This is a genomic window from Streptomyces sp. NPDC050617 (genome assembly GCF_040654795.1).
In the GTDB taxonomy this organism is placed as follows: domain Bacteria; phylum Actinomycetota; class Actinomycetes; order Streptomycetales; family Streptomycetaceae; genus Streptomyces.
The window spans coordinates 271165-297351 of record NZ_JBFAIS010000004.1 but is presented as its reverse complement, the minus strand read 5'-3'; the positions used below and the strand labels follow the sequence as shown (position 1 = coordinate 297351).

Genomic DNA, 26187 nt, shown 5'->3' with positions numbered 1-26187 from the left:
CTGGTGGCGGGGCGCGGCGAACGGGCGTCTGCGGACGGGATCGGGACGAAAGGCATCATGGACATGGACTGGCTCGTATCCCTCGCGAAGTTCCTCGTGAACGAGGTCCTCAGCCAACCCGCCTACCTCATCGGCCTCATCACCGCCGCCGGCCTGATCGCGCTGCGGAAGCCGGCCGGGCAGGTCGTCGCCGGGGCCGTCAAGTCGACGCTGGGGTTTCTGCTGATCGGCGCGGGCGCGGGGCTGGTGGTCAAGTCCCTGGGGCCGCTGGGGGAGATGATCCAGGGGGCGACCGGCGCGCATGGTGTGATTCCGACCAATGAGGCGATCGTCGGCATCGCCCAGGCGCAGTACGGCGCGCGCGTCGCCTGGCTGATGATCCTGGGGTTCGGGATCAGCCTGCTGCTAGCCCGGTTCACGCCGCTGCGCTATGTGTTCCTGACCGGCCATCACATGCTGTTCATGGCGACCTTGCTGACCATGGTGCTGGCCACGGCCGGGCTGCCGCCGGCGGCCGTCGTGACCATCGGCGGCGTGCTGCTGGGCATCGTGCTCGTCTCCATGCCGGCCTTCGCGCACCCGTGGACGCGGCGCGTCACCGGCAACGACTCCGTCGCCATCGGCCACTTCGGCACCGCCGGGTATGTCGTCGCGGGCGCGGCGGGGCAACTGGTGGGCAGGCGCAGCCGCAGCACCGAGGACATGAAGCTGCCCGAAGGACTGCGCTTCCTGCGCGACTCGATGGTGGCCACGGCGCTGTCCATGGTGCTGATCTACGTCCTGATGGCCGTCGGCTACCTGGTCAAGGCGGGCCGCGAGGCGGCGTTCAAGGCGTTCGCGGCCGAGGGCGGCACGGCGGCCGGGGGCGTCGGCGACTACGTGATGCAAGCCGTCATGCAGGGGCTGCAGTTCGGCATCGCCGTCGCCGTGATCCTCTTCGGCGTCCGTACGATCCTGGGCGAACTCGTCCCCGCCTTCCAGGGCATCGCCCACAAGGTCGTGCCGGGGGCGGTGCCCTCGCTCGACGCGCCCATCGTCTTCCCGTACGCGCAGAACGCCGTACTTCTCGGCTTCGTCTTCAGCTTCCTCGGCGGCCTGGTCGGCCTCGGCCTGCTGTCGGCGGTTCTCGGCCCGGCCTTCGGCCTCTCCCTCGTCCTGCCCGGTCTCGTACCGCACTTCTTCACCGGGGGCGCGGCGGGCGTCTTCGGCAACGCGACGGGCGGCAGGCGCGGCGCGGCGGTCGGCGCGTTCCTCAACGGCCTACTGATCACCTTCCTGCCCGCGCTGCTGCTCAAGGTGCTCGGCGCCTTCGGCGAGGAGAACACCACCTTCGGCGACGCCGACTTCGGCTGGTTCGGCTCCCTGACCGGCAACGCCGCCAAGGCGGGCGGCGCCGGGGGAGTGGTCCTCCTGCTGCTGATCGGGGCGGTCGTGCTGGGCGGCGCGGTCGTGGTGCAGAAGCGGGTCGTGGCACGAGGCTGGGACCCCGGCGCCCGCCGCGACGCCTTCTTTCCCAAGGGCGGCCCGCCGCCCGGCGACAGCGGCGACGCGGACGCGGCCACCCGGACGTACGGGCGGATCGCGCCCCCGCCCGGAGCACCGACACCGCCCCCACCCCCGACGCGGGAACCATGACCCGCGACGGAGGTGGGCACCTGGACAGTTGGACGGCCCGGATCGCCGGATACCCGCACGGATGCCTTTGTACGGGCGTGAAGCCGACCGCTACCGGCGCGACCTGCCCCACGCCCGCGACGCCTTGACCCGCCCGGCCGCGACGGGGGAGGGGGCGGAGGGGAGCGGCACGGACCCGAGTTGGAGCCGCCGCGCACAGGTGGTCTTCTGCACGACCGACAGCCCCGCGATCACCGTCCCCAGCACCAGCCATCCGGCGGGCCCGGCCGCCATCACCACCCCGGTCAGCAGCGGCGGACCGGCGGACTTCTGGATGGACTGGGACATCCCGGCCACCCCCAGATACGCGGCGCGCGCGTCCGGCGGCGCGAGCAGCACCGCCAGCTCCCAGGAGCTCACCGAACGCATCAGCTCCGCCATGGTGACGAGCAACGCCCCTACGAGCAGGGCCGCCCCGGCCATCCACGCCCCGCCTCGGGCGGACGCCGCCATCACCGCGCAGCAGACGAACATCAGCACCCCGTACAGCAGCACCGCCCGCGTGGCCCGGCGCGGCCCCTCCGCCCGCCGCGACACGCTCAGCTGCAACACCACGACCAGCACGGTATTGATGATCAGGAAGGCCGGGACGATGGCGTGCGGCGCCGACGTCCGGTCGACCAGCCACAGCGGCAGCCCGACGCTGAGGATCGAGTCGTCGAGATTCATCGCGATGTCCAGCAGCGCGAACCGTAGGTAGCCGCGATCCCGCCACGGATTCGCCGGCCGCGCCGCCGACCCGCTCTCCCCCCTCGGCCCGGCCCCTTCCGCCGATTGCTTTGATTCCTCTGGTTCCTCTGGTTCCTCCGACTCGGCTCCGGGCGCGCTGTCGGAGCCCGGCGTCGAGGTGCCGCGGGAACGCGCCACCTCGACGCTCGCGGCCTTCGGTTCCCGGGCGCGCCATACCAGTGCCGCCGCGGCGACGAACGACAGCGCGTCGCCCAGGATCAGCACCCGGTAGGCGCCGACCGTCCCCACGGCCACGCCGATGGCGGCGAGCCCCGCGCCGACCGCGTACCCCGCGTTGGCCGCGCTGCGCGACAGCGCCTGATAGGCCACGCGCCGCTCGCCCGCCGCCCGGGTGGCGAACAGCATCTCCAGCATCTTCGCCGCCCGGTCGCCCAGGTAGGTGACGGCGACGATCGGGAGCAGGGCCGCGAACTCGGTGCACACCAGCAGCAGACTGAGCGTCAGCAGCCGGAGCAGATGGGAGCCGATCAGCAGCGAACGCACCGGGAAGCGGCCCGCCAGCCGCCCGGCCAGCGGGGAACCGGCGATACCCGCCACGCCGGCCGTGCCCAGCAGCACACCGACCTGCTGAGCGCTCAAGTGGGTGACGAAGGTGAAGTAGAGGACCGACGACGAGGCCCACAGCCCCGAGCCCGTCCGGTCCAGGGCCAGGGCGAGCAGCATGATCCGTGCGTTGCGGCCGCCCGGCGGGTTGCGCAGTTGGGCGATCAGGCCCTGCCTGTCCTTCAGTTCCCGCCCGCCCGGTGTGCCGCCGCGCCGCATCGCCCGCCCCCTCGGATGTATCTCGACGTCAAGAGATCGAAAGATCGAGGGGTAGCCTGCCGGGCATTAATCTCGATGTCAAGATACTTTTGGGTCGGTAGACCTGGCGCGCAGAGTCCGGCATGGGCTCGGGCGCCGCGCGCCAGGTCCGCGATCGAATGGCGGAAAGTCGAATGACGGAAAGCGGATTACCTCAGGCTCAGCAGCTCAGATTTCCGCCGGTGGAAGTGCCCAGTATCTGGGTGAACCTGCGGAAGGTGTCGATGCGGTTCTGGACCTGGCCGGGGTTGCCGCCGTTGCACTCGACCGCGCCGTTGATGCTGCGGATCGTCTCGCCGAAGCCGCGGTCGTTGACGATCGCGTCGTGCGGCGTCATCGTGCCGGGGCCGCGCTGGGTGTTCCAGTACCAGAGCCCTGTCTTCCAGGCCACGGCCGGGTCGGTCTGCACCAGGTTCGGGTTGTGCAGCAGGTCGATGCCGAGCGCGTCGCCGGCCGCCTTGTAGTTGAAGTTCCAGCTCAGCTGGATCGGCCCGCGACCGTAGTAGGCGGCCTGCCCGGCCGGGCAGCCGTACGGCCGGTTGGGGTCGCAGTAGTGCGGATAGTTGCTGGTGTCCTGCTCCACGACGTGGACGAGGCCGCCCGTCTCATGGCTGACGTTGGCGAGGAAGGCGGCGGCCTCCCGCTTCTTGATGGTGTCGCTGCCCGTCTTGGTGAAGCCGGGGTAGGCGCTCAGGGCCGCGGTCAGCCCCTTGTACGTATAGAACGAGTTCCGGTTCGGGAACATCTGGTTGAACTGCGCCTCGCTCACCACGAAGTCCGTGGAGGGATTGGTCGGGCCACAGTTGTACGGCTCCCAGAACCAGGTGCTGATGACCGGGTCGTAGCCCGGGTTGTCATGGGTGGCCCGGTAGTAGTTGCCATTGGTGTACTTGACGATATCGCCGGTCCGGTACGACTTCCCGGCGGTCCATACGGTGTAGTTGCAACTCGCGACAGTGGTGGGGGCGGCGGTCGCGTCGGGGGTGGCGGCCGCGGTCGCGGACGGCGCCCCGACGGCGAGAACGGCGGTGAACGCGGCGGCGGAGAGGACGGCCGCCATGCGCTGTCTCAGCAACACTTGATCACTCCTCGGTGCGGCAGGAGCCGCAGGGGATCGGCGTCGGACGACCCGACGCACGTGTATGCGTCCCCGCGGTCGGCGTCCGGGGCCGGACGCCGACCGCAGAGATGAGGTACTCAACCGCTGCGGTCTGGACCAGTCAAGACCGCAGATCGACTACATGCCTCCTGACCAGCGCGGACGGGACGTCAACTCCCGCGCCACCCCCCTACGAAGAGGCCCGGTCACGCAGGCGGCGGGGTGCCGGCGCCCCCTCGCTCCAGCACGGTGATGGCGCCGGCGGGGCAGACCCCCGCCGCCAGCCGGACCGACGCCCGCCGCCCCGGCGGCGGTTCGGCGTCCAGGACCAGCACCCGGCCGTCCTCGGCGTCCTGGTCGAAGACCTCGGGGACGCTGAGCACACACATCCCGGCGCCGACGCAGCGCTCGCGGTCCACGCCGAGTTCCACCGGCCTACTCCTCGCCCCAGGTGACGGGGAGCCGCTCCACCCCGTAGATGTTCATGGCGCTGCGCAGCGGCACGTCCCCCGGCGGAACGGCGAGCCGCAGCGACGGGAAGCGGGCGAAGAGGGCCGGTATGGCGACCCGCATCTCCACCCGCGCCAACTGCTGGCCCAGGCACTGGTGGACGCCGTGGCCGAAGCCCAGATGCCCGGTGGCCTTCCGGCGCAGGTCCAGGGAGTCGGGGTCCGGGAACCTCACCGGGTCGCGGTTGGCGGCCTGGAACGAGACGGTGACGCACTCGCCGGCCTTGATCAACTGGCCGTCCAGCTCTATGTCTTCCAGCGCCGCCCGCACGCCGGGATCGGCAACGGTCAGATAGCGCATCAACTCCTCGACGGCCTGGTCCGCCAGGTCCGGATCGGCCCGCAGGGCGGCGACCTGGTCCGGGTTGCTGAGCAGGGCGAAGGTGCCGTGGGCGATCATGTTGGCGGTGGTGTCCAGGCCCGCGACCAGCAACAGGACGCCGATGCCGGTGAGTTCCTCATCAGTGAGGTCGCTGGATGTCAGATCGCTGATCAGATCGTCCGTGGGCTCGGCGCGTTTGGCCAGCACCAGCTGACGCAGATACTCCGTCAGCGCCGTCAGGGCCGCTTCCCGCTCCCGCTCCTCGGCGGACTGGGTGAGCAGCGTCGAGGCGTGGTCCTGGAAGAGCTCCCGGTCGGCGTAGGGCACCCCCAGCAGCTCGCAGATCATCAGCGCGGGAACGGGCCGCGCGTACGCCTCCACCAGATCGGCCGTCCGCCCCCGGCGCTCCATGGCGTCGAGGTGCTCGGCGGTGATCTGCTCGACCCGCTCGGTGAGCGCGCGCATCCGGCGCACGGTGAAACTCCCGATGAGCAGCCGCCGATAGCGCGTGTGCTCCGGCGCGTCGATCCCGGTGAGATCGCCGAGCGCCGCCGGGGGAAGCTCGCCGAGGTCCATCATCGGGGAGTGCAGGAGCTCCTGGCGCGAGCTGAAGCGCCGGTCCGCCAGTACCTCCCGGACCACGGAGTGGCCGGTGGCCAGCCAGCCCATGTGCCCGTCGGGGTACCGCATCCGTACGAGCGGCCCCCCTTCCCGAATCCGCGCCAGCTCGGCGGGCGGGTCGAACGGGCAGCCTTCCGTGCGGTCCAGCGGCATCGTGACCGGCTCGGAGTGCGTCGGTGGTGTGTGGTGGTGCATGGGGTCCTCCGGTTCAGAGTGCAGAGTGACGTGCCATGTGCGCTGCCACGCGCGGTACGCGGGTGTTGGGCGTTCGGTGCGCGCTCGGTGCGTGACCGGTGAGTGATGCGGAGCGCGATCGCGGTGCAGAGGGGTGTTGCAAGGGGGTGCCTGGGCGGAAGCGGCGCGTACGAGCGCGCCGGCCCGCCGCTCGGCGTGCCGCGGCAGAACCGCACCGCGGGCGTCCAGCGGACGCGATGGGGTTCAAAGGCGCCGCCACCCGCCACGGCGGCGAGTTGAGCGCGAACGTGCTTCGTTCGTACGGCCAGCGAGCCTGACTTCCCAGACCGGGCCGGGCCCGGCGGATCAGACCCGGTGGATCAGGCCCGCCGGGCCCGGCCCGGTGGTCCAGACCCGGCGGATCAGGCGCGGTGGATCAGGATGTCGCCGATTCCGGTGCTGGCGCGGACCTCGACGGTCTCGTCGGCGGTGTCCGGGCCGTCCGTCGTGCTCAGGGAGTTGCGGACGCTGCCGACGCCGGTCTTCACCTCGAGCCAGGCGGCCGTGGACTCGCGGATGCCGACCTCGACATCGCCGATGGCGGCCTGGAGCGCGATGCTGCCGCGCGTCACCTCGCCGACCCGGATGCCGCCGTTGGCGGACTTGGCGTCGACACCGGCATGCGCGACCTCGACGGAGATGGTGCCGTTGGCCGCGTTCACCCGCAGCTCGCCGACGGCCTCCCCGACCTTGGTCTCGCCGTTGCCGTTCTTGATTCTCGAAGTGCCCCCGAACGTGCCGATCTCGATCCGCCCGGCCCCGATGACCTCGGCATCCCCCGCCAGGTGGGCCGCTTGGATGTCCCCGTGACCTGTCTTGAGGAACGCGGCCTCCGCCTCGTCGACCCGGATGTCTCCGAGCGACGTTCTGAGCCGGCACTCGCCGAGGCGCCCGGTGCAGAGGAAGTCCGCCATGGGGGTGGAGCCGTGGACGTCCGAGCCGGCCGGCAGCTCGACGCTCACGTCGACCGATCCGGTCTTGCCGAACAGCGAACGCTTCTTGGGCCCCTTGACCAGCAACTTGCCGTCCGCGTAACTGACTTTGGTCTGCTGGGCGGCGCGTACGTCGGCGTCCTCGGCCGCGTTGCTCGGCAGCACCTCGACGACCGTGTCGGCGCGTTCGCCCGCGGCGATCCGGGCGGAGCCGACGTCGAATTCGATGGTGGCGGAGATCGGTGCCGGAGTGTCGAAGGTAGGCATGGCTGTCCCGTCCTCATGGCTCAGGTTTGCGTCCCCGCCGGTGGGGCGGGTGAAGGAGAGTGGCGCCCGAACGCCGCGCCGGTCGGAACCCGTCAGCGGACCCAGCCGGTGAAGCCCTGCCGGCCCATATGGCGGCCGCGCCCCGGAGGCCGCCCGCGCTCGGTGGGTTCCAGGGCGGCGGCGACGGCCCGTACGAGCCAGGCATTGACGGACAGGCCTTCCTGTCCCGCCGCCTCCTCGACACGGGTCTTGAGGTGAGAGGGAAGCCGCAGATTGACGCGCGCCGTGCCGCCGTCGTCGCCGTCCGAGGCCGGGGGGGCCGGTGCCATGGGCGCTCGCGCGCCGCCTGACGGGCCCTCGTGCGCCCCTACTTCCTCGAACCCCTCCAGCGCCGGCGGCGGCGTCACGACGAACTCGGGGTCGAGCCCCCGCAGCCGTACGTCGACCGACCCCGGTGCCAGGTCGCGGGTGACCTCGCCCATGGCGCTGGACAGCGCGTCCAGCAGCATGAGCCGGACGGCCGATTCCAAGGGCGTGGTGAGTCGCTCGGCGAGCTCGCGCGCCTCGTCCCCGCCCGTGTCGGCGGCGACCGCGAGTTCGTGCCGGAGGTTGTCGACATACGGCGTGAGGTCCATGACGCCATCATGGCACCATCGTGACGCCATCGCAAGGGGGTGCATGGCGCACGCCTGGCGCCAGGGCCCGGATGGGCCTGAATGGCGTGGTCAGGCGGCCTGGGCCGCGACTGAGGCGACTCACTCGCCGGGATCACGCGCCTGGATCACGTGCCTGGATCACGCGTCCGGGCCATGAGCCCGGGCCATGAGACCGGACCATAAGTCCGGACCATAAGTCCGGACCATAAGTCCGGATCGTGAGCCCGGACCACTCGCCCCGACCACTCGCCCCGATCACTCGCCCCGGTCAGGCGAGCGGAATGACCGTACGGTACTTCCCGCCGGGCGCCTGTCGGGGAGGCTCCGCGGCCCGTTCGACGGAGACGCCGTCCAGCCCGTTGTCGGCGAGCAGGCGGGTCAGTTCGCGGCAAGCGGCCTGCCACACGCGGTCCGGGTCGGCTCCGTCGGCCGGGAGCAGGCGCACCCGCAGCGTCGTGCGGGCGGTCTGCTCGATCTGGAACCGCTCGACTCCGGGCGTACGGTCGAAGAGGGTGCCGAAGGCCAGCGGGGCGAGGCTGACGTCCTCGCCGCGGCCGTTCGGGAAGGTGAGGATGTCCCCGGCGCGCCCCTGTACGCGGATCGCGGGCAGGGGGTTGCCGCACGGGCAGGGCTCGGGCCTGACCATGACGCTGTCGCCGAGGTCGTAGCGGAGGAACGGCTGCACTCGGTTGGCGAGATTGCTGACCAGGACGGTGTGCGAGAACTCCCCGGGCGGCGTGGGCCGGTGGTCGGCGTCGACCGGCTCGACCACGGCCCAGTCGCTGTTGACGTGGTACCACCCCGCCGCGCAGCCGTAGCTGAGGTACGCGCACTCGGTCGCGCCGTACACCGTGCCGACCTTCGCGCCGAAGGCGGCCGCGATGCGGTCCGTGTCGCCGGTGGTCATCGTCTCGCCCGCGGGCTCGACCAGGAGTGGGTCGATGCGCAGCCGGCCCGCCTCCTGTTCCGCGGCGAGCAGCATGAGCGTGCTGGCGTAGCCGATGACGATGGCGGGGCGGTAGGCGTTGAGCCGGTCGACCAGCTCCGCCATCGGAGTGTGCACCGAGAACGCCCGGATCAGCCTGGCGCGCCAGCCGCCCTCGCGGACCAGGCGGGAGTACCCGGCGAACCCGGCGTAGTGGCCGCCGGTGGCGATCAGTTGGGCGAAGCGCCCGCCGCGGGCGGTGGCCCGCAGCACGCCGGCGGGGCCCAGCCAGGAGGTGAGTGCGCGGGAGGTCAGGGCCGAGGTGACGGCCATGTACCGGTCGTCGAGTATGAACAGGCCGCGCCGGCCGCTGGTGCCCGACGTGGTGGCCACCATGTACTTCCCCAGGAACCGCTGCCCGATCAGCTCCGGGTCGTCGCCGAAGGCGGACACCTTCTCGTACGTGATGCCGCGGTCGCCCACCCAGTCGTCGAAGTTCGCCATCAGCTTCTTCTTGTCGGTGACCGGCAGCAGCGCCGGGTCCGTCACGCGCTCGGGCAGGTCGCGGTAGAGCTCGTGGTAGTAGGGCGACGTGGCGCGGGCGTGCGCGACGATGCCGGCGAGCCGGATCTTCTGGCGCCGGTCGACGGCCGCCGGGCCCTGCCTGCGGGCCCGGCGGATGTCCCGGCCCAGCCATGACGCGTTCTCACTCATGTTCCGTGTGCTCCTTGGAGGTTGGGGCCCCGTCCGCGTCCGGCCGGTAGCCGGCCTGCCGGAGTACGGCGAGGAAATACGCCTCCACCTCGTCCGCGCCGGTGGTGTCGGGGCAGGCGGCGAGGTGGTGCAGGGCCGCGCCGCTGAGCAGTTGCCGCAAGATGTCCGGATCGCTGTCCGCGGGGAGGCGGCCTGCCGCGCGGGCCTGTTCGAGGGCGGAGTGGACCGCCTGGTCGCGAGGCCCGCCATGGGACCGGTGGTACGCGTGCAGCAGTTCGGGGAGGTCGTCCACCGAGCCGTACAGGCGGCGGATCAGCCGGCGCGTACGGGGCCGGCTGAGGTAACCGGCCCAGTCCGCGACCATCGCCTCGATGTCCGGCCGGCGCGGCGGCGCGGCGTCCACCTCCCGGTACTCCCACTCGATCGCCCGTACCAGCAGCTCGGTGAGGTTCGGGAAGCGCCGGTAGACCGTGGCGCGGGTGACTCCGGCGCGGCGGGCGATCTGCTCGATGCTGGCCCAGCCGATGCCCCGCTCGATCAGCAGGTCGAGGGCGGCCGTGAGGATCGCCTCGTCCGCCTCGCGGCTGCGGGGGCGGCCGGGGGGCCGGGAGGGGTGTGCGGAGGGGGCGTCGGTGCGCCCGTCGTCGTCGCCAAGCTTCACGGTGAAAACAATACAGTGCAGCTCTGTATTGAAACTAGGGAAAGCCCCGGCGAAACCCTTACGCAAGGCAGCGCGCGGCAGGCCCGGCAGCACCGGGCCCGCACTCCGGCGCCCGACTCACGCCCGGACCGGCAGGGACTCCACCAGCCGGGCGGCGGAGGTCCCCAGTCCGCGGGGCGGCCCGATCGGGAGCGTCCCCGAACCAGGACGCGGCCCCTCAAGCCCTGCACGCCCCTCATGCCCTGCGCACCCCGCGCTCCCCGCATGCCCCTCGGGCCCCTCCAGCCGCCCGTAGCGCTCGCGCAGGTTCGGCTCCTTGTAGCGGCCGACCTCCTCGTGCCACTTCTTGATGCCGCTCATCCAGTCCTTGAGGCCGTCCACATACCGCCCCAATTCCCTGCCGACCTCCGGTCCGTAGTCCGCGCACAGCAGCGGGATCTCCTCGGCCGCCAGATGCTCGAACTGCCGCATCCGGGAGTTGATCAGGTCGATCACGACGGCCCTGGCCTGTTCCGTGGCGCAGTCGAAGAACTGCCGGATCACCAGCACCCCGTTGTGCGTCTCGCCCTCGAATTCGATCTCCTTCTGGAACGACGTGCAGTCATTGAGGAGAGCCGCGTAATCCATGGCCGCGGCTTCGAGACTCCTGACCGTGGTGGTCGCGAAGAGCTCCGGCGGGACCGCGCAGCCCCGGCCCAGCTGCGCGAGGAGGACGGTCAGCTCCGACCCGAACGTCTTGCGCCGCATCTCGATGTAGTCCACCGGATCGGGCACCCGGTTCAGCTCCGTGTTGCTGAACTCCCACCACCAGCTGTCGATGAATTCGTCGCACGCCCGGCGGAACCGCTCCCGTTCCTCCTGGCTCATCGACGCGGTCGTACGGGCCCACAGGTCCGTCAGCGCACGGGTCGAGGCGTCCACGGGCGGCGGCGCGGGCGTCCCGTCCACCGGCATGCACCGGCGCGCCTGATCCATGTACCGCCGCAGCCCGGCCGCGTCATGGGCCGCGTTGAACACCGGGGTGCAGTCGTCGGCGTACGTGCCCCAGGCCAGCCACCTGGCGCTGGTGATCAGATCCTCGGCGGAGGCGTCCGGGTCGAGCCCCGCCGAGCACAGGGCCAGGTCGCAGGAGTCCAGCACCTCCTGGGTCCATCGGCCGTCACCGGGCACGCCGGCGGTCGGCACGGTCATCCCGGTCCGCCGCGCCCACTCGGTGAGGTCCCGGCGCGCCAGGTCCAGATGCGGGTTGAGCCGCAGCGCGTACGGCATGCGGACGCTCGGCGCGGCGGTCGGGCCGACCCGCTCGTACGTGGGGAGGCGGAAGGAGCGGGCGCGGGTGCTCGCGCCCTGAGCCGGGGCCCTGAGCACCCGCACGGCGGCAGCCCCCACGCGGGTGGCGCCGATGCCCGAGGGCCCCGGCGGCGACCAGGGCACGGCACCGAGGGTGGCGCCGTCGCCGCCGTTCATGTACCGGCTGGAGCGCAGGTGCCATTCGTGGCCGCCGCTCTGCCAGTCCGTCAGCCCTTGCGCGTACGCCAGCACGCGCGCGCGGGCGGCCGGGTCCAGGCCGTACTCCTCGAAGAGGGGCGGCAGTTCGGTGAGGACCGTGTGCTCGAACTGGTGCAGCCGGGAGGTCAGCAGGTCGTTGACCGTGTCGGCGGCCCGCTGCGGGTCGTACCCGAAGAATCGTTCCATGACGAGTACGCCGTTGCTCAACTCGCCTTCCTCCTCGACCTCGCGCTGGTACGAGAAGAGGTCGTTGCGCAGGTGCACCCCGTCCGAGAAGGCGTCCTTCAGCACCCGCAGCGGCCTGCTGCGGGCCACCGCGTCGGGCACCTCGGCGCCGTTCGCGAACTCCACGAGATCCGCCGACCAGGGCGCGCCGCCCACCTTGCGGCGCATCTCGATGTACTCGACCGGGTTGGCCACCCGGCCCGCGTCGATGTTGTGCAGCTCCCACATCGATTCCTGGAGGAGGTTGAACGTCGACTCGAAGAATCGTTCCCGCCACTCCGGGGACATGCGCGGAGCGGTCCGCTGCCACAGGTCGGCGAGGCCGGCCTCGACCGGATTGACCGGCTCCGGCAGCGGGGAGCCGTCGCGGGGCATGAACAGCGGCAGCCGGTCCAGATACGCCCTGGCGCACGCGATGTCGCCGGTCCGCTTGAACGTCTCCAGGAAGTGGTCGTCGAAGAAGAACACCCACACGTACCAGTCCGTGACGGTGTCCAGCGCCTCGGGAGCGGCGTCCGGGTGGGTGTAGGCGCACAGCAGCGGGTATCCGTGGGCGTCCAGGTCCGCCTCGTCCCACACCCCCGAGCCCTCCAGCATCCCCATGGACCGGGCCCACGGCGCGGCGTGCGCCTGGGCGCGGGGAAGGCTGGGGTTGAGGCGGGCCTGGTACGGCATGTAGAAGTCGGGAAGTTCGAAGGGCTGCACGGTGCCTGGGCCTCCAGTGAGTGGCGCGGTGGGTAGCGACCGTAGAAGCCCCCGCGGAATCGCCGCACCGCCCCGAACGGCAAACCACTCGTACGGGTGTTGTCCGATCAGGCGCTCGCGCGGAGTTCGGCCGACGAGCTACCGGCACCGACACCGGCCCGGCGCTCGCCCGACGCGCTACCGGCACCGGCACCGGCCCGGCGCTCGCCCGACCGCCCTCGGCGGCTCATTCCGGCAGCGGGCTCCGGGGCGCGCCCGCCCTCCGGAGCCCCGCACCGGCGGGCCGTCCGCCAGGGCCCGGCGCGGTCAGCCGCTCCCACCCGAGCACCCCCAGCGTCGCGGCGCTGAACACCGCGCCGACCAGGAATATCCCGCGCACCCCCACGGCGGGCAGCAGCGCTCCGCCCAGCAGCGCGCCGAGCGCCACCCCCGCGTTGTACGCGCCGGAGTTGGCCGCCAGCGCGATCTCCGTACGGCCCGGGGCCGACTGGAGCACCCGCGCCTGCGTCGCCATGAAGACCGGCCCCAGCGACGCCCCGAGCAGCGCCAGCATCGCCACCGCCGCCGCCTTCACGCCGCCCAGCGCGTACAGCCCGGACAGGCCCAGCGTCTGGGTGGCGACCGGGACGGCGAGCGTGGCCCGCGGGAAGCGGTCGAGCAGCGGGCCGGTGGCGGTGACCCCGAGGACGCCCGCCACCCCGGCGACCATCAGCAGCGTGCTCACGGACGTATCGGCGAAGCCGCTGACGTCGCCGAGGAACTTCACGATGTACGTGTAACCGGCGAAGGCGCCGGTCACCGACAGGGCGGTGGTCGCCAGAACGGCCCCGAACCGCCGGGCGTCCGGCTCGGACCCGTAGGCCGCGGCCCCCTCCTCGGGCCGTGACGTGGGCAGCAGCGCCGCGATCACCACCAGCGACACGGCGCCCAGCCCGGCCAGCACCACCAGCGGAAGCTGCCAGCCGTGCCGCTGCCCCAGCCACGTACCGGCCGGGATGCCCAGGACGAGCGCCAGCGACCCGGCGACCGACAGCAGCCCTATCACCCGCCCGCGCACCCGCCGCGGGAACAGCCCGACGGCCACCGGCCCCATCACCGCCCAGAACAGCGCCTGGGCGAGCGCGGTCACCACGCGGGCGGCGAGCAGCAGCCAGTAGGAGGAGCCCGCCGCCGAGGCGAGGCTCGCCACGACCAGCGCGCCCAGCAGGGCGGTGAGCACATGGCGGCGGGGCATGGCACGGGTGGCGTGCGTGATGGGCAGGGAGACCACGGCCACGGTCACGCCGTACCCGGTGACGAGGCAGCCCACGGCCCACAGCGACACCTTGAGGTCGTCCGAGATCAGCTGGAGCACGCCGATCGGGAGGTTCTCGGTGGTGTTGAAGGTGAACGCGGCCAGCATGAGTGCCCCGACCACGGCCGCCCGGCGCCACGCGGCGCGCCGTGAAGCCAACTGTGCCGCCGCCATCGGCCGGACCTCCGTCGCTGTGTGATCACGTCCCGTTCACATTCGCACACGCCCCGGCCCGTGTACATCAATCCTCGTGCACGGCCCGGTCCTCGTCACCGGCCCGGCCCTCTCGTGCACGGCCCGGCCCTCGTCCAGCCAATCCCCGTACATCTCAGTCCTTGTACATCCTGATCGACGACGGCGTGATGCTCGCGTAGCTCTTCTCGAACCGCGCCCCCGAGCCGAACGTCGGCACGACGGCGTCCACGAACGGCAGTACGTCCACCGACTCGATCAGCGCCGACTCGGCGCGGTTCCACGTCGGGCAGCCCTCGGCGCCCGGCATCCGCGAGGCGTCGGCGGCCAGGGCCGCGTATTTCTCGTTGCCGATGTGCGCGAAATTCGTGCCGTGCGGCGGTGTCGGGCCGGAGACGAACGGCCTGAGCTGGGGCGGGATGCCCAGGCCCAGCGGCATGACGGAGACGTCCCAGGACGCGTTGCCGGCGACGACCTGGTTGATGCCCATGTTGTCGACGCCGCGCAGCGCCACCTCGGCGCCGACGGCCCGCCACGCCTTCTGGATCAGCTCCGCCGCGGACGCGGCCGGCTGCCCGATCTGGCTCGGGTAGAGGAGGGTGAGCTTCAGCCGCTCGCCGCCCTTGGCCCGTACGCCGTCGGAGCCCTCCCGCCAGCCCGCCGCGTCCAGCAGGGACTTGGCGGCGTCCACGTCGTGGGGCGGCAGCCGCCGGGCGGCGGTGGCGGCCTTGCAGGCCCTCGGTTCGATGCTGATGAGCCCGCCCGACGGCTTGCCGGTGCCGCTGGACAGCACCTTGCCGATGACCGGCAGATCGACGGCTCGGGCGAGGGCCCGCCGTACCGTCTCGTCCCGCCCGAGGCGGCCCGGCGCCTGGTTGAACCACATCTGTCCCAGTGCGGTCGCCGAGTCGGTGTGGTACTGGCCGCGGCCGAACAGCCGCTGCTGGTCGGGGCCGACGAGGTTCGCGGCGTTCAGCTCGCCGGACAGGAGCAGGTTCGCCGCGGTCGTCTCGTTGGGGACGATCCGTACGCGCACTGTGTCCGGCAGCCCCTTCTGCCCGGCCTTCCAGGCGCCCGGACCCCAGGTGTAGTCCTTGCGGCGGGTGAGGGTGTAGTGGTCGCCCGGCACCGACTCCGTCAGGGTGAACATCCCGGTGCCGTGCCCGCCTGCGGCGAGCGACGCACGGTCGTCGAGCCCCTTGCCGCAGGCGATCGGCACCATGCCGACGTTGCGCAGCAGGAAGGCGTCGGGGACCTTGCTGACGACGGTGACCTCCCGGTTCGCGGCGTCGGCCGTCGCCGTGGCGCCGGGGTTCACATACAGGCCGGTCAGCGGCGACCGGTTCTTCGGGTCGGCCACGTACGCGATGTTCGCGGCCACGTCCCGCGCGGTCAGCGGCGAACCGTCGGCGCAGGTGACGCCCTTTCGCACCGTGAAGCGGGCCGTGGTGGCGTCCCCTTGCCACTTCTCGGCGAGGCCCGCGCGGGCGCGGCCGTCCGCGGTCATCTGGATCAGCGGGTCGTAGAGGAAGCGGTCGACCTGGATGGCGGCCGACAGGACGGTCTTCGCCGGGTCGAGCGTGCCGGGGTCGGCCGCCATCGCCATGGTGAACGTCCGGCCCTCGGCCGGGGTGTCGCCGGGCTGCGGTCGGCTGCCGGCGCCCGAGGGCCCGCCGCAGCCGGTGAGGCCCAGGGCGGCGGCGATGACGATCGCTGCCGTGGTCCGCGCGGTTCTCATCCGTATCTCCCTGGGGGTGGGGTGTGGCGGCGGAGGGCGGGCGCGGGCGGCCGGTTCCCGCCCTCCGGGCCGCGCCCCGCTCAGGCGGCGGGGCGCTCCCGCGGGCGGCGGACAGCCGTGCCCCGCGCGGCGGGCGCGCCGCTCACGGCGCGACCCTGCGGTCGGCGCGCCCCGTGTGCAGGTACAGCGCGTGGCCGTCGCCGTCGTCGCCGACGAAGGAGTGGATCTGGTGCATGCCGTGCCTGCGCTCCACGGCTATCAGGGAGTCCTCGCGCGCCGGCGCCAGCTCGGTCCGCTCCGGTCCGCCGCCGAGCTGGGCGAAGATCCCCTTCGGGGTCCGCTCGGCCCATATGCGGCCGTCGGCGTCCTGGCTGACGACGGTGTCGGCGACGCCCGAGGAGTACGTGCCGACGTACCGCGCGGCGTCGATCCGCGGCGCGTCGGGGTCCGGGGCGGGCAGCGGCGGCACCTCCACGCCGGCGAGTTCGCCGAGGACGCGCTCGACGATCTCCTGGTACACGGCGAGCGATTCGCCGCCGTTGGTCAGCACCGCCACGGCCACGTCCTGCCCCGGTACGGCGCGCAGGTACGCCGACTGGCCGAGGGTGCCGCCGTCGTGGCCGACGACGGTGGCGCCGGGCCAGTCGAAGATCTCCCAGCCGAGGCCCCACCGGTCGCCCATCAGCCCCAGGTACGGGACGTCCGTCTGGCGCTCGCGCATGGCCCGCGTGCTCTGCGCGCCGAGCACGCGCGTACCGTCCGGGCCCACGCCGTCGGCCAGGTGCATCCGGGCGAAGGCCAGCAGGTCGCGGGGGCGCATGGCGAGCATGGAGCCCGCGGCGGAGTTCGAGCGGGGGAGCGCCCACGCCGGGGCCGCCTCGAACGCGGCGTCCGGGCCCGTCGGGATGTGGCCGACCGCGGCCCGGTGCAGGATCGCCTCGTACGGGCCGGTGGCCGCGTGGGTGAGGCCGAGCGGGGCGAAGAGGTGGTCCCGCAGGCAGGCGTCGTAGGTCTTCTCGCGCAGCACCTCGACGATCCGGCCGAGCACGCAGTAGCCGGCGTTGTTGTACGAGAACCGCTCGCCCGGCGGGAACAGCTGCGGCGCGTCGCCGAGCGTGGCGACGAACTTCTCGATGCAGTCGTCGCCCACGCCGGTGTCGGTGAAGAGGTCGCCCTCGAACCCGCTGACGTGGCACATCAGCTGCCGGACGGTGATGGCGGCCGCGGCCGCGTCGTCGGCGAGCGCGAACTCGGGCAGATAGTCGCGTACGGGCGCGTCGAGGGCCAGCTTCCCCTCGTCGGCGAGCTGCATGGCGAGCGTCGTCGTCCAGACCTTGGTGATCGAGCCGATCTGGAACACGGAGTCGGGCGTGGCCTCGACCCCGGTGCGCTTGCTGAGGACTCCCGCGGCGACGTCGATGACCGCGTCGCCGACGCTCACGGCGACGGCGGCCCCCGGCACCTGGTGTTCGTCCAGCAGGGTCGCCAGGCGCCCGTTCAGCCAGGCGTGGAGAGCGTCGAGCCGCGGGTCCGCGCCCGCGCCGGACGGGGACGGCGAGAGCGATTCCGACGGTGCCTGTGACATGCGATTCCTTTGTTCTCGAAGGGGTTGGCTGTGGAGGGGATTGGTCGTGAGGGGGCGGCCGGGGCCGGGCCGGTGACCTGTCAGCGAGGCTAGGCCGCCGCTCCGCGCGGCGATTCGTCCGCGCGGACGAGGCGGGGGGCCGCGATCCATCGCCCCGCACAAGTCCGCCGTGCGCGGGGGCGTGTGGAGTGCGGGCCGACGGCGCGGCCGGGGCCCCGGCTTCGGGCGCTTCGGCTCTCGCGGCCGGGCGGCGGCTTCACGAGCCGCCGCCCGGCACGGTCCGGACGCGCCTGGTGTGCGGCCACAGGCGCAGTTGGAGCATGGCGGCGAAGCGGGCGTCGGCGTCCGCGAGGTCGAGGCCGCCGACTTCCGCCAGCCGGCGCAGCCGGTAGCGGAAGGTGTTCGGGTGCACATGAACGGCGGCGGACGCCGTGGCCACGTCGCCGAAGGCGTCGAGCCACGCCCGCAGCGTCGGGACCAGGCAGGTGTGGTGCGCGGCGTCGTACGCCATGAGCCGGGCCACCGGGCCGGACGGGGGATCGCCGCGTTCGGCGATCACGTCGGTGAGTTCGAGCAGGAGCGACTCGACGAAGACGTCCGCGATCCGGGCCACCGAGCGGGAGCCCGCGCTCGCGCGCAGCACCCGCAGCGCCCGGTCCGCCCCGGCGCGGGAGGCGGGCAGTCCGGCGCAGTCGCGGGCGTACGGGCCGACGCCCACGCGCAGTTCCTGGCGCTCGCCGACGCGTTCCAGGAAGTCGTCCGCGACCCGGACCGCCCGGATCTCGGCGTCCGCGCGGTCGGCGGGCACCGGGACGATGCCGTAGACGACGTCGCCGACGAGCGCGGCGGCCGAGCGCGGGTGGACCGCGGTCAGGTGCATCGCGAACGCGTCGGTCAGGCGCTGCCGTTCGGCGACGTAGCGGGCGTGCCGGGCGGCGGACTGGTCGCCGTCGGGGCGGCCCGCGGCCGCCAGGGCGAGGACGGCGCCCGGCTGTTCGGCCAGCCCCAGCCGGGCGACGGCCTCGGCGGCGCCCGGCCCGCCCTCCAGCGCCGTGGCCACCAGGTCGGACCGGAGCCTGCGCTCCACGTCGGCGCCCGCGCGCAGCCGCAGCAGGTGCAGGGCGACCAGCTTCGCCGCGTCGCACAGGGCCTGTTCGCGTTCGGCGCTGAGCGGTCCGTGCACGGCGGCCCAGATGGAGCCGAGGACCTCGTCCCCGGCGCGTACGGTCAGCGCTGCCCGCGGCAGGCTGAACCCGCCGCCGTCGCCCTCCGCGACGGGAGCCACGTACACGGGCCGGTCGCTGCGGTTCATGGCCTGGAAGACCCCGCGTTCCTCCAGGAGCCGGGTGTAGCGCTCCGGTACCTGGCGGCCGAGGATGGTCTCGACGCGCGAGGAGTCGGCCTCGCCCTGCCGGCCGGAGAAGGCCAGCACCCGCCAGCTGCGGTCCTCGATGGTGACGGGCGCGTCGAGGAGCGCCCCGATCGCGTTGGCCAGCGCGAACAGGTCCCCGGACGACACTCCGCCCAGGGACTCCGGGCCGGGGTCCCCGACGTCGCCCTCGGCGATGACCGAGCGCAGCATCGCGGCGATCTGCGCCCAGGAGGCGCCGCGGGCCAGGCCGAGCAGCGCGACGCCGGAGCGCCGCACCGCCGCGGCGACCTCCTCGTCGACGGCGACCGGCGCGCGGACGACGAGGCCGGCGGCGCCCTGCGCGCCGAGGGTGTCGAGGAGTTCGACGATCCGGGCGGGCTCGTGCACGGCGACGCCGAGCACGAGGGCCCTGGGCGGCGGCACGGGCTCGTCGTACGGGTCGTGGATGACGACGCCGCCGATGTCCCGCGAGCCGGAGCCGGCGCCGGGCCCCGGCCCGGAGGCGGAACCCGCCCCCGCGGCGTCGACGTCGCCGAGGACGAGGTCGAGCAGAGTGGGGCCGAGGTCCTCCAGGACGCGCCGGAGGCCGGCTCGCGGACGGGGGGTCACCGGGGTGAGCACGCTTCCTCCCTCGGGGTGCGGGACCAATCTCTTGTACGCCGTATAGGCGTCGATCCTATGCGGTGCCCGCCGCCCGCGACAGCCCCACCCCGGCCACCGGCCCGCACCGCGGCAGACCCGCCCCGGCCACCGGCCTACACCGCGATCCACTCGGTGGAGACGGTCACCTCCTCCAGCGCGTCCGCCAGCGGCTCCACGCCGATGCCGGGCCCCGTCGGCACCCGCAGATGCCCCTCGTCCAAGGCGAACGGCTCGGTGACATCGGTGCGGTAGTAGCGGTCGGAGGCCGAGGTGTCGCCCGGCACGGTGAAGCCCGGCAGCGCCGCCAGCGCCACGTTCGCCGCCCGGCCGAGCCCGGTCTCCAGCATCCCCCCGCACCACACCGGCACCCCGTGGGCCGCGCACACGTCATGGATGCGGCGGGCCTCCAGATAGCCGCCGACCCGGCCCGGCTTGATGTTGACGATGCTGGTGGCGCCGAGCGCGATCGCGTCCGCCGCCGCGCGGGCCGAGGTGATGGACTCGTCCAGGCAGATCGGCGTGCGCACCCGGCGGGCCAGCTCCGCGTGGCCCAGCAGATCGTCCTCCGGCAGCGGCTGCTCGATGAGCAGCAGGCCGAACGGGTCGAGCCCGGCCAGCAGCCGTGCGTCGGCCCGCGTGTAGGCGGTGTTGGCGTCGACCTGGAGCAGCACGTCGTCGCCGAACCGCTCCCGCACGGCCCGCACCGGCGCGATGTCCCAGCCCGGCTCGATCTTCAGCTTGATGCGTACGTAACCGGCGTCGAGGTATCCGGCGACGGCGTCCAGCAGCTCGGGCACCGAGTCCATGATGCCGACCGAGACCCCGCACGCCACCCGCTCCCGCACCGCCCCCAGTTCGCGCGAGAGCGGCACGCCGCGCTCGCGCAGCTCGGCGTCCAGCACGGCCGTCTCCAGGGCGGCCTTGGCCATCTGATGCCCCTTGAAGGGGCTGAGCGCGGGCGCGACGCCGATCGCGTCCAGCTCCCCGCGGCGCTCGGCGAGCGCGGGCACGAGGAAGCGGGTGAGCACGTCCGCGCAGCCCTCGACGTACTCCGGGGAGTACCGCGGATCGCTCATCGCCACGCACTCGCCCCAGCCCTCGGCCCCGGCCGTCACCGCGCGCAGCAGCAGCGCGTCGCGGACGGTCTGGGTCCCGAAGGACGTACGGAACGGCGCCACCAGCGGCATCCGTACGCGGCGGAGCTCGACTCCGGTCAGTTTCATGACGCTCTCTTCCTTTCGACGATGTACCCACCGGTCCGGTCGAAGCCGGTGACCCGCGCCCCGTCCGCGAGCAGCCCGCCCAGCACGTCGCGCAGGGCCGACCGCCAGGAGGCGGCGCACGCCGGGTCGGCGGCGCGCAGTCGCTCGATGTCCGCGGGCACGGCGACCAGCACGGCCGGGCCGTCGAGCGTGCCGCGTACGGGACGGCCCTCCGGGGAGACGGAGAGGCCGGTGACGGCGCCCGCCGTGCCGGGCGCGGCCGGCCGCCCCGCGCAGGCCGCCACGGTCTCCGGCGCCTCCAGGGGCCAGGTCACCAGGAGCCGGTCGGTGTCGTCGGAGCCGTTGATGCCGTCGTTCATCGGGCCGTAGAAGTCGGGCAGATACTCGGTGGCCCCGGCGGCCAGCTTGCCGAGGTTGAAATAGGCGTTGCGGCGTACGAGCGGGTCGAACGTCCAGGAGATCTCGGTGACGTCGCGCCGTAGCGCCCACGCCCGCTGATGCAGTTTCAGGGCGTACCCGACGTGGCGCCCGCGCGTCTCCTCCGCCACGCCCGCGATATGGCTGTGCAGCGCCCGGTCGGCGGGCGGCGCGAAGAACCCGACGCAGGCGCCGACGAGTTCACCGCCTTCCGGGGCGCCGTCCGAGTCGCCGTCGAAGGCCCCCGCCACATAGCTGCCCGCCTTCGACAGGGCGCGCAGCAGCTCGGCTGTGATCGGCGGGACCTTCCCGTCGGGCCGCCAGATCCGCTCGTAGAGCCGCTGTACGGAATCCAGTTCGGCCAGCGTGGACAGGGTGCGGATCGGGGTGCGGGCCGCGCGGGCCGCCGCCCGCGCCGCGGCGAGGGCCTCGTCCGTGCCGCCGCACGCGCCGGAGGTGCGGCCCGGGTCGCTCGGCAGATCAATCACAGGTGTCATCTTCTTCGTCGTGTCCGTCGCGGGAGCGCGCCAGGATGTCCCGCAGCAGCGCCGTGAGCAGGGCGGTGCGCCGGGGCAGCTCGGCCGTCTCGACGTGTTCGTGATCGGCGTGGGCGCCGCCGCCGACCGCGCCCAGACCGTCCAGGGTGGGCGTGCCGACGCCCGCGGTGAAGTTGCCGTCCGACGCGCCGCCGACGGCGACCGGGGCGAGCGGGCCGATGCCCAGCCCGTCCGCGAGCCGGGCGGCGCGGGCGAACAGCGCACGGGAGGCGGAGCCGGGCAGCGGCGGGCGGTTGGGGCCGCCCGTCACCTCGACGTCCGCGCCGTCGAGGACCGGCCGCAGCGCCCGCATCGCGCGGTCGACCCGGTCCTGCTCGGCGGCGTCGCGCACCCGGACGTCGACCGCGAACCGCCCCTGCGCGGGGACGGTGTTGGACGTGGTGCCCGCGGCCAGCAGCGTCGGCGTGACGGTGGTGCCGGCCGCGGCGTCGCCGAGCGCCGCGACGGCGAGGATCTGGTGCGCCGCCTCGACGCTCGCGTTCACACCGAGGTGCGGTTCGAGCCCGGCGTGCGCCGCCCGGCCCCGCACCGCCACCTCGTACAGTGACACGCCCTTGCGCTCCGTCTTGAGCGCCCCGCCGTCCGCCGACGCCTCCAGGACCAGCGCGGCGGCGCAGCCCCGCGCCTCCTCCTCGATGAGCGCGCGGGACGACGGCGACCCCAGCTCCTCGTCGCCGGTGATCAGCACCGTGACGCCGTCCGCGGCGCCGCCGGAAGCCGGGCCGAGCGCGGCGACGGCGTGGAAGGCCATCACCACACCGGCCTTCATGTCGAAGCAGCCGGGCCCGCGCAGCACCCCGTTCTCGATGCCGAACGGATGGGTGTCCAGCGATCCGACGGGCCATACCGTGTCGTGGTGGCCGAGGACCAGGACGCGGCGCGGGCCGTCGCCGAGCCGCCAGCGCAGATGGACGCGCCCGTCGAGGACGATGCGCTCGGGGGCGGCCCCGAGGTGTCCGGCCCCCATGTCGGCCACCAGGTCGGCGCTGCGCGCCACCGCCGCGAGGTCGGCGGACGGCGACTCGCGGCGCACCAGCGCCTCGATGTCGGCGAGGACGCGCGGCAGCGCCGCTTCGAAGCGGGCGACGGAGACGGCCGGGGGAGCGCCGCCGTACGGAGCGGGCCGGGCGTCGGCGAGGTCCGTGCGGGAGTCGTGAGCAGCCATGTCAGCCGACCTTCGGGGTGGCGCGGGCGCCGTAGTGGACGTATTGCTCGCCGGTCTCCAGCGTGTAGAAGGTGACCGGCGCCCAGGTCTTCGTGCCGGGCATCAGGAAGACGAACTTCCCGTCGTCGACCGGGACGAGCTCGGCCTCCCGCGCGGGCGACGTCTCGTACGCGGCGAGCGGACCCGTCACCGTATGACGGAGCGTCAACTTACCGTGCGAGAAGGTGATATCGGAGCGCGCACCGGCCCGCTCGTACACGCCGGCGTACCGGGCGGCGTCGACGGCGGCCGGCCGGCCGGCGGGGGCGGGCGGAGCGGGCACGGCCACGCCCGCGACATCGGCGAAGATCTCCTGGAACAGCTCCTGGTACAGGTCGCGCGCGTTGCCGCCGTTGGTCAGCAGGGTCACCGCGAGCCCCTGGTCGGGCAGGACGCGCAGGAACGCCGACTGGCCGATGGTGTTGCCGTCGTGCCCGTACAGCCGCTGCCCGTCCCAGCCGAACCGGATCCAGCCCAGCCCCCAGGAGTCGCCCAGCGTGTCCCGGTCCGGGAGATCGGTTTGATGCGCGGCCATCGCCGCGGCGCTCTCCGCGCTCAGCAGACGCTCGCCGTCCGGGCCGAGGCCGCCCGTCAGATGCAGCCGCGCGAAGGCCAGCACGTCCGCGGTCGCGGCGGTGATCAGCCCGGCGGGCCCGGCCGAGCGGGGCAGCCCCCACACCGCGGCGGGCGCGAAGTCCCCGCCGTCCTCGGCGACATGCCCGACCGCGGCCCGCAGCAGCAGCGCCTCCTCCGGGAGCGTCACCGCGCCGGTCAGGCCCAGCGGCATGAACAGCCGCTCGCGCAGCGCCCGGTCCCACGTCAGCCCCGTCAGCTTCTCGACGACCCGCCCGGCCAGGCTGAACCCCGAGTTGCAGTACGAGAACGTGGAGCCGAGCGGATGGTTCTGCGCGGCCTCCTCCAGCAGCTCGGTGTAGCGCTCCAGGCAGTCGTCGCCGCGCCCGGTGTCGGTGAACACGTCGCCGTCGATGCCGCTGGTGTGGGTGAGCAGGTGACGCATCGTCACCTGCTTGGTGACGCCCGGATCCGCGAGCCGCAGCTCCGGCAGTACGTCCATGAGCGGGGCGTCGAGGTCCAGCCTCCCCTCGTCGACGAGCTGCATGACGACCGTCGCCGTCCAGACCTTGGTGATGGACCCGATCTGGAAGACCGAGTCGTCGGTGACATCGACCCCGGTCGCGGTGGACAGGACCCCGTGGTGGGCCCGGACCGTCTCATCGGCCGCGGCGCCGTCGGCCGCCCCGAGCCGCAGAATGCCCAGCGCCGCGCCCGGCACCCGGTGCGCCGTCGCGAGCCGGGCGAGCCGCCGCTGCCAGTGCGCCGCGTCGAGGGGCGTCTTGCGCGGACGGCCCGGCTCCCCGGCGTACTGCTCCACCCAGTCCACGACGCGCTGATTGAAGTCCGCCCGGTGGGAGGGCGGGCCGTCCAGCGGGAACATGTGCGTACCGCCCGGGTACAGCACCAGCTCCGCGGGCACGCGTCGGGAGCGCAGCGCGTTGAACCACTGCTCGGCCTGGCCGACGGGGCAGCGGTCGTCCGCGCCGCCCTGCACGATCAGCGTCGGCGTCCGCACGTCCTCGACCCGGCTCATCGGCGACTGACGCGCGTAGTGCTCGCGCGCTTCCCACGGCGCCCCGCCCAGCTCGGCCCGGCCCAGCAGCCGCGCGGCGTCCGACGTACCGGCCATGCTCGTCAGATCGGTCACCACGCCGCCCCCGACCGCCGCCGCGAACCGGTCGTCGCGGCTGGTCAGATAGCAGGTCATGAACCCGCCGTAGCTGTACCCGGTGACGGCGAGCCGCCGCGGGTCGGCGACGCCCTCGGCGACGAGCTGGTCGATGGGCTCGGTGAGGTCCGCGGAGTCGGAGATCCCCCACCCGCCGAGCACGGCGGTGAAGAACTCCTCGCCGTAGCCGTCGCTGCCGCGCGGGTTGAGCGTCAGCACCGTCCAGCCGCGCTCGGCGAGCACCTGGTGGTAGAGGTGGAAGGGGTCGGCCGCGCCGTACCACCCGTTGTGCGGGCCGCCGTGCACGTCCAGCAGCAGCGGCCCCGGCCCGCTCCGGTCCGGGTCGCGCAGCAGCCAGCCGTGCACCACCGTGCCGTCCGACACGGTGAACTCCCGCTCCTCGCGCGTATACAGGGCGACGTCGGACATGCCGTGCGCCGTGCGGACGCGGGTCGCGCCGGAGGCGGGGTCGACGGTGGCGATCTCGCCGTACGAGTCCGGGGTGGCCAGCACGATCGCGACGGCGCCGCCCGCGGCGGACATGCCGGTCACATGGAGCGCGCCGCCGCCGACCACCCGGCGCGGCGCGCCGCCCTCGAAACCGGCCGCGTACAGATGAGTGGAGCCGCGGTCCCGCAGGCAGAAGAGCACCTTGTCGCCGTCGGCGGTGAGCTGGGGGAGCGCCCCCGCGTAGCCGAGGCCGCCGGGCATCACATTGCGGTCCAGGCAGCCGGTGAGGTCGGCGGGCCCGGCGCTGCCGCCGCCGTCCACCGGCACCCGCAGCAGCCGGGAGTGCCCGACATTCGCCGTCGTCGCCCCGACGACCAGCAGCGCCTCGCCGTCCGCCGTCCAGGTCACGGCCCCCGCCTGCCCGGCGTCCGAACCGGCCAGGACCGGCTCGGCGCGGCGCGGCCCCACCTCGACGACGTACGCCGCGCTGCTCATCGACAGGTCGGCGTCGGCCCCGCGGGCGGCCGTGAAGGCCAGCCGGGTGCTGTCGGGCGACCAGGCGGGCGCGCCGGCGTGCCAGTCGCCGTACGTGATCTGCCGGACCTCGCGGTCGGCGAGGCGGACCGTGTGCAGATGGGTGCGTATCGTGCGCAGCGGCCCCGCGCCGTCCGCCTTGAAGTCCAGGCGCCGCGCGACGATGGGCCGCTTGGCGCGCAGCGCGCGGTCGGCGTCGCTCTCGCCGTCGGCCGCGTCCAGGTCGGCGGGCGCGGCGAACGCGAGCGCGCTGCCGTCCGGACTCCACACCGGGGCGCCGGCGCCGAGCGGCAGCTCCGTGATCCGCTCGGCCTCGCCGCCCGCCGCGGGCAGCAGCCACACCTGCGCCGGCCCGTCGTCCCGCGCGCGCAGGAAGGCGATCCGGGTCCCGTCCGGCGACCAGGCGGGCGCGGTGTCCGCCGGGCCGCGGGTCAGCCGGCGGGGCTCGCCGCCGCCGGCCGGGACCTGCCACAGCGTGGTCGTGTCGCGGTCGGCGGCGCGGTCGGCGGCGCGCAGTACGTACGCGATCTCGGCGCCGTCCGGCGAGAGGGCCGGCTGCTCGGGCACCGCGAGGCGGTACAGGTCGTCGATGCGCAGGCGTGGTGTCACGTGCGGTACCTCCTGGGGGTGG

Annotated in this window: 18 protein-coding genes; 1 reads left to right on the top strand and 17 read right to left on the bottom strand. The window is 73.6% G+C overall.

Annotated features, from left to right (window positions below):
• The first annotated feature begins 63 nt into the window (after positions 1 to 63).
• A complete protein-coding gene (locus tag AB0I49_RS08145) occupies positions 64 to 1635 on the top strand; it encodes a PTS ascorbate transporter subunit IIC (protein WP_363225991.1) in 1572 nt (523 codons plus the stop codon).
• A 90-nt stretch (positions 1636 to 1725) separates the two neighbouring features.
• Here AB0I49_RS08145 and AB0I49_RS08140 read toward each other — a convergent pair whose 3' ends face one another.
• From AB0I49_RS08140 to AB0I49_RS08060, 17 genes are all read right to left on the bottom strand, one after another.
• Positions 1726 to 3186 (bottom strand): MFS transporter, encoded by a 1461-nt coding sequence (locus tag AB0I49_RS08140; protein ID WP_363225990.1) that lies wholly within the window; start codon positions 3184 to 3186, stop codon positions 1726 to 1728.
• A 199-nt stretch (positions 3187 to 3385) separates the two neighbouring features.
• Complete coding sequence (locus AB0I49_RS08135; RefSeq protein ID WP_363226074.1) at positions 3386 to 4300, bottom strand: glycoside hydrolase family 19 protein; 915 nt, start codon at positions 4298 to 4300, stop codon at positions 3386 to 3388.
• A gap of 230 nt (positions 4301 to 4530) precedes the next feature.
• Entirely contained in the window at positions 4531 to 4755 is a 225-nt protein-coding gene (locus AB0I49_RS08130) for a ferredoxin (RefSeq protein WP_363225989.1), read from the bottom strand.
• 4 nt (positions 4756 to 4759) lie between these two features.
• Entirely contained in the window at positions 4760 to 5971 is a 1212-nt protein-coding gene (locus AB0I49_RS08125) for a cytochrome P450 (RefSeq protein ID WP_363225988.1), read from the bottom strand.
• Between the two features lie 401 nt (positions 5972 to 6372).
• On the bottom strand, positions 6373 to 7209 hold the full coding sequence (locus AB0I49_RS08120; RefSeq protein WP_363225987.1) for a DUF4097 family beta strand repeat-containing protein: 837 nt from the start codon (positions 7207 to 7209) through the stop codon (positions 6373 to 6375).
• A gap of 92 nt (positions 7210 to 7301) precedes the next feature.
• Positions 7302 to 7844 (bottom strand): hypothetical protein, encoded by a 543-nt coding sequence (locus AB0I49_RS08115; RefSeq protein WP_363225986.1) that lies wholly within the window; start codon positions 7842 to 7844, stop codon positions 7302 to 7304.
• A gap of 289 nt (positions 7845 to 8133) precedes the next feature.
• Positions 8134 to 9504 carry a phenylacetate--CoA ligase family protein gene (locus AB0I49_RS08110; RefSeq protein WP_363225985.1) on the bottom strand — a complete coding sequence of 457 codons (1371 nt, stop codon included), beginning with the start codon at positions 9502 to 9504 and terminating at the stop codon, positions 8134 to 8136.
• A complete protein-coding gene (locus AB0I49_RS08105; protein ID WP_363225984.1) occupies positions 9497 to 10165 on the bottom strand; it encodes a TetR/AcrR family transcriptional regulator in 669 nt (222 codons plus the stop codon). The genes AB0I49_RS08110 and AB0I49_RS08105 overlap by 8 nt, the downstream gene beginning before the upstream one ends.
• Before the next feature lie 117 nt (positions 10166 to 10282).
• Positions 10283 to 12604, bottom strand: coding sequence for a germacradienol/geosmin synthase (locus AB0I49_RS08100; RefSeq protein WP_363225983.1), 2322 nt, complete (start codon positions 12602 to 12604; stop codon positions 10283 to 10285).
• A gap of 226 nt (positions 12605 to 12830) precedes the next feature.
• A complete protein-coding gene (locus AB0I49_RS08095) occupies positions 12831 to 14072 on the bottom strand; it encodes an MFS transporter (RefSeq protein ID WP_363225982.1) in 1242 nt (413 codons plus the stop codon).
• A gap of 154 nt (positions 14073 to 14226) precedes the next feature.
• A complete protein-coding gene (locus AB0I49_RS08090) occupies positions 14227 to 15828 on the bottom strand; it encodes an ABC transporter substrate-binding protein (RefSeq protein ID WP_363225981.1) in 1602 nt (533 codons plus the stop codon).
• A 142-nt stretch (positions 15829 to 15970) separates the two neighbouring features.
• Complete coding sequence (locus AB0I49_RS08085) at positions 15971 to 17413, bottom strand: serine hydrolase domain-containing protein (RefSeq protein ID WP_363225980.1); 1443 nt, start codon at positions 17411 to 17413, stop codon at positions 15971 to 15973.
• Positions 17414 to 17669: 256 nt separating this feature from the next.
• The gene (locus AB0I49_RS08080) at positions 17670 to 19406 is read right to left on the bottom strand and encodes a helix-turn-helix domain-containing protein (RefSeq protein WP_363225979.1); all 1737 of its coding nucleotides are present in this window, start codon (positions 19404 to 19406) and stop codon (positions 17670 to 17672) included.
• 134 nt (positions 19407 to 19540) lie between these two features.
• Positions 19541 to 20650, bottom strand: a complete 1110-nt coding sequence (gene menC, locus AB0I49_RS08075; protein ID WP_363225978.1) for an o-succinylbenzoate synthase — start codon at positions 20648 to 20650, stop codon at positions 19541 to 19543.
• Complete coding sequence (locus AB0I49_RS08070; protein ID WP_363225977.1) at positions 20647 to 21555, bottom strand: GNAT family N-acetyltransferase; 909 nt, start codon at positions 21553 to 21555, stop codon at positions 20647 to 20649. Before AB0I49_RS08070 ends, menC begins: the two co-directional genes overlap by 4 nt.
• Positions 21548 to 22789 carry a M20 family metallopeptidase gene (locus AB0I49_RS08065; protein ID WP_363225976.1) on the bottom strand — a complete coding sequence of 414 codons (1242 nt, stop codon included), beginning with the start codon at positions 22787 to 22789 and terminating at the stop codon, positions 21548 to 21550. The genes AB0I49_RS08070 and AB0I49_RS08065 overlap by 8 nt, the downstream gene beginning before the upstream one ends.
• A 1-nt stretch (position 22790) precedes the next feature.
• On the bottom strand, positions 22791 to 26165 hold the full coding sequence (locus AB0I49_RS08060) for a serine hydrolase (protein WP_363225975.1): 3375 nt from the start codon (positions 26163 to 26165) through the stop codon (positions 22791 to 22793).
• Between the last annotated feature and the right edge of the window lie 22 nt (positions 26166 to 26187).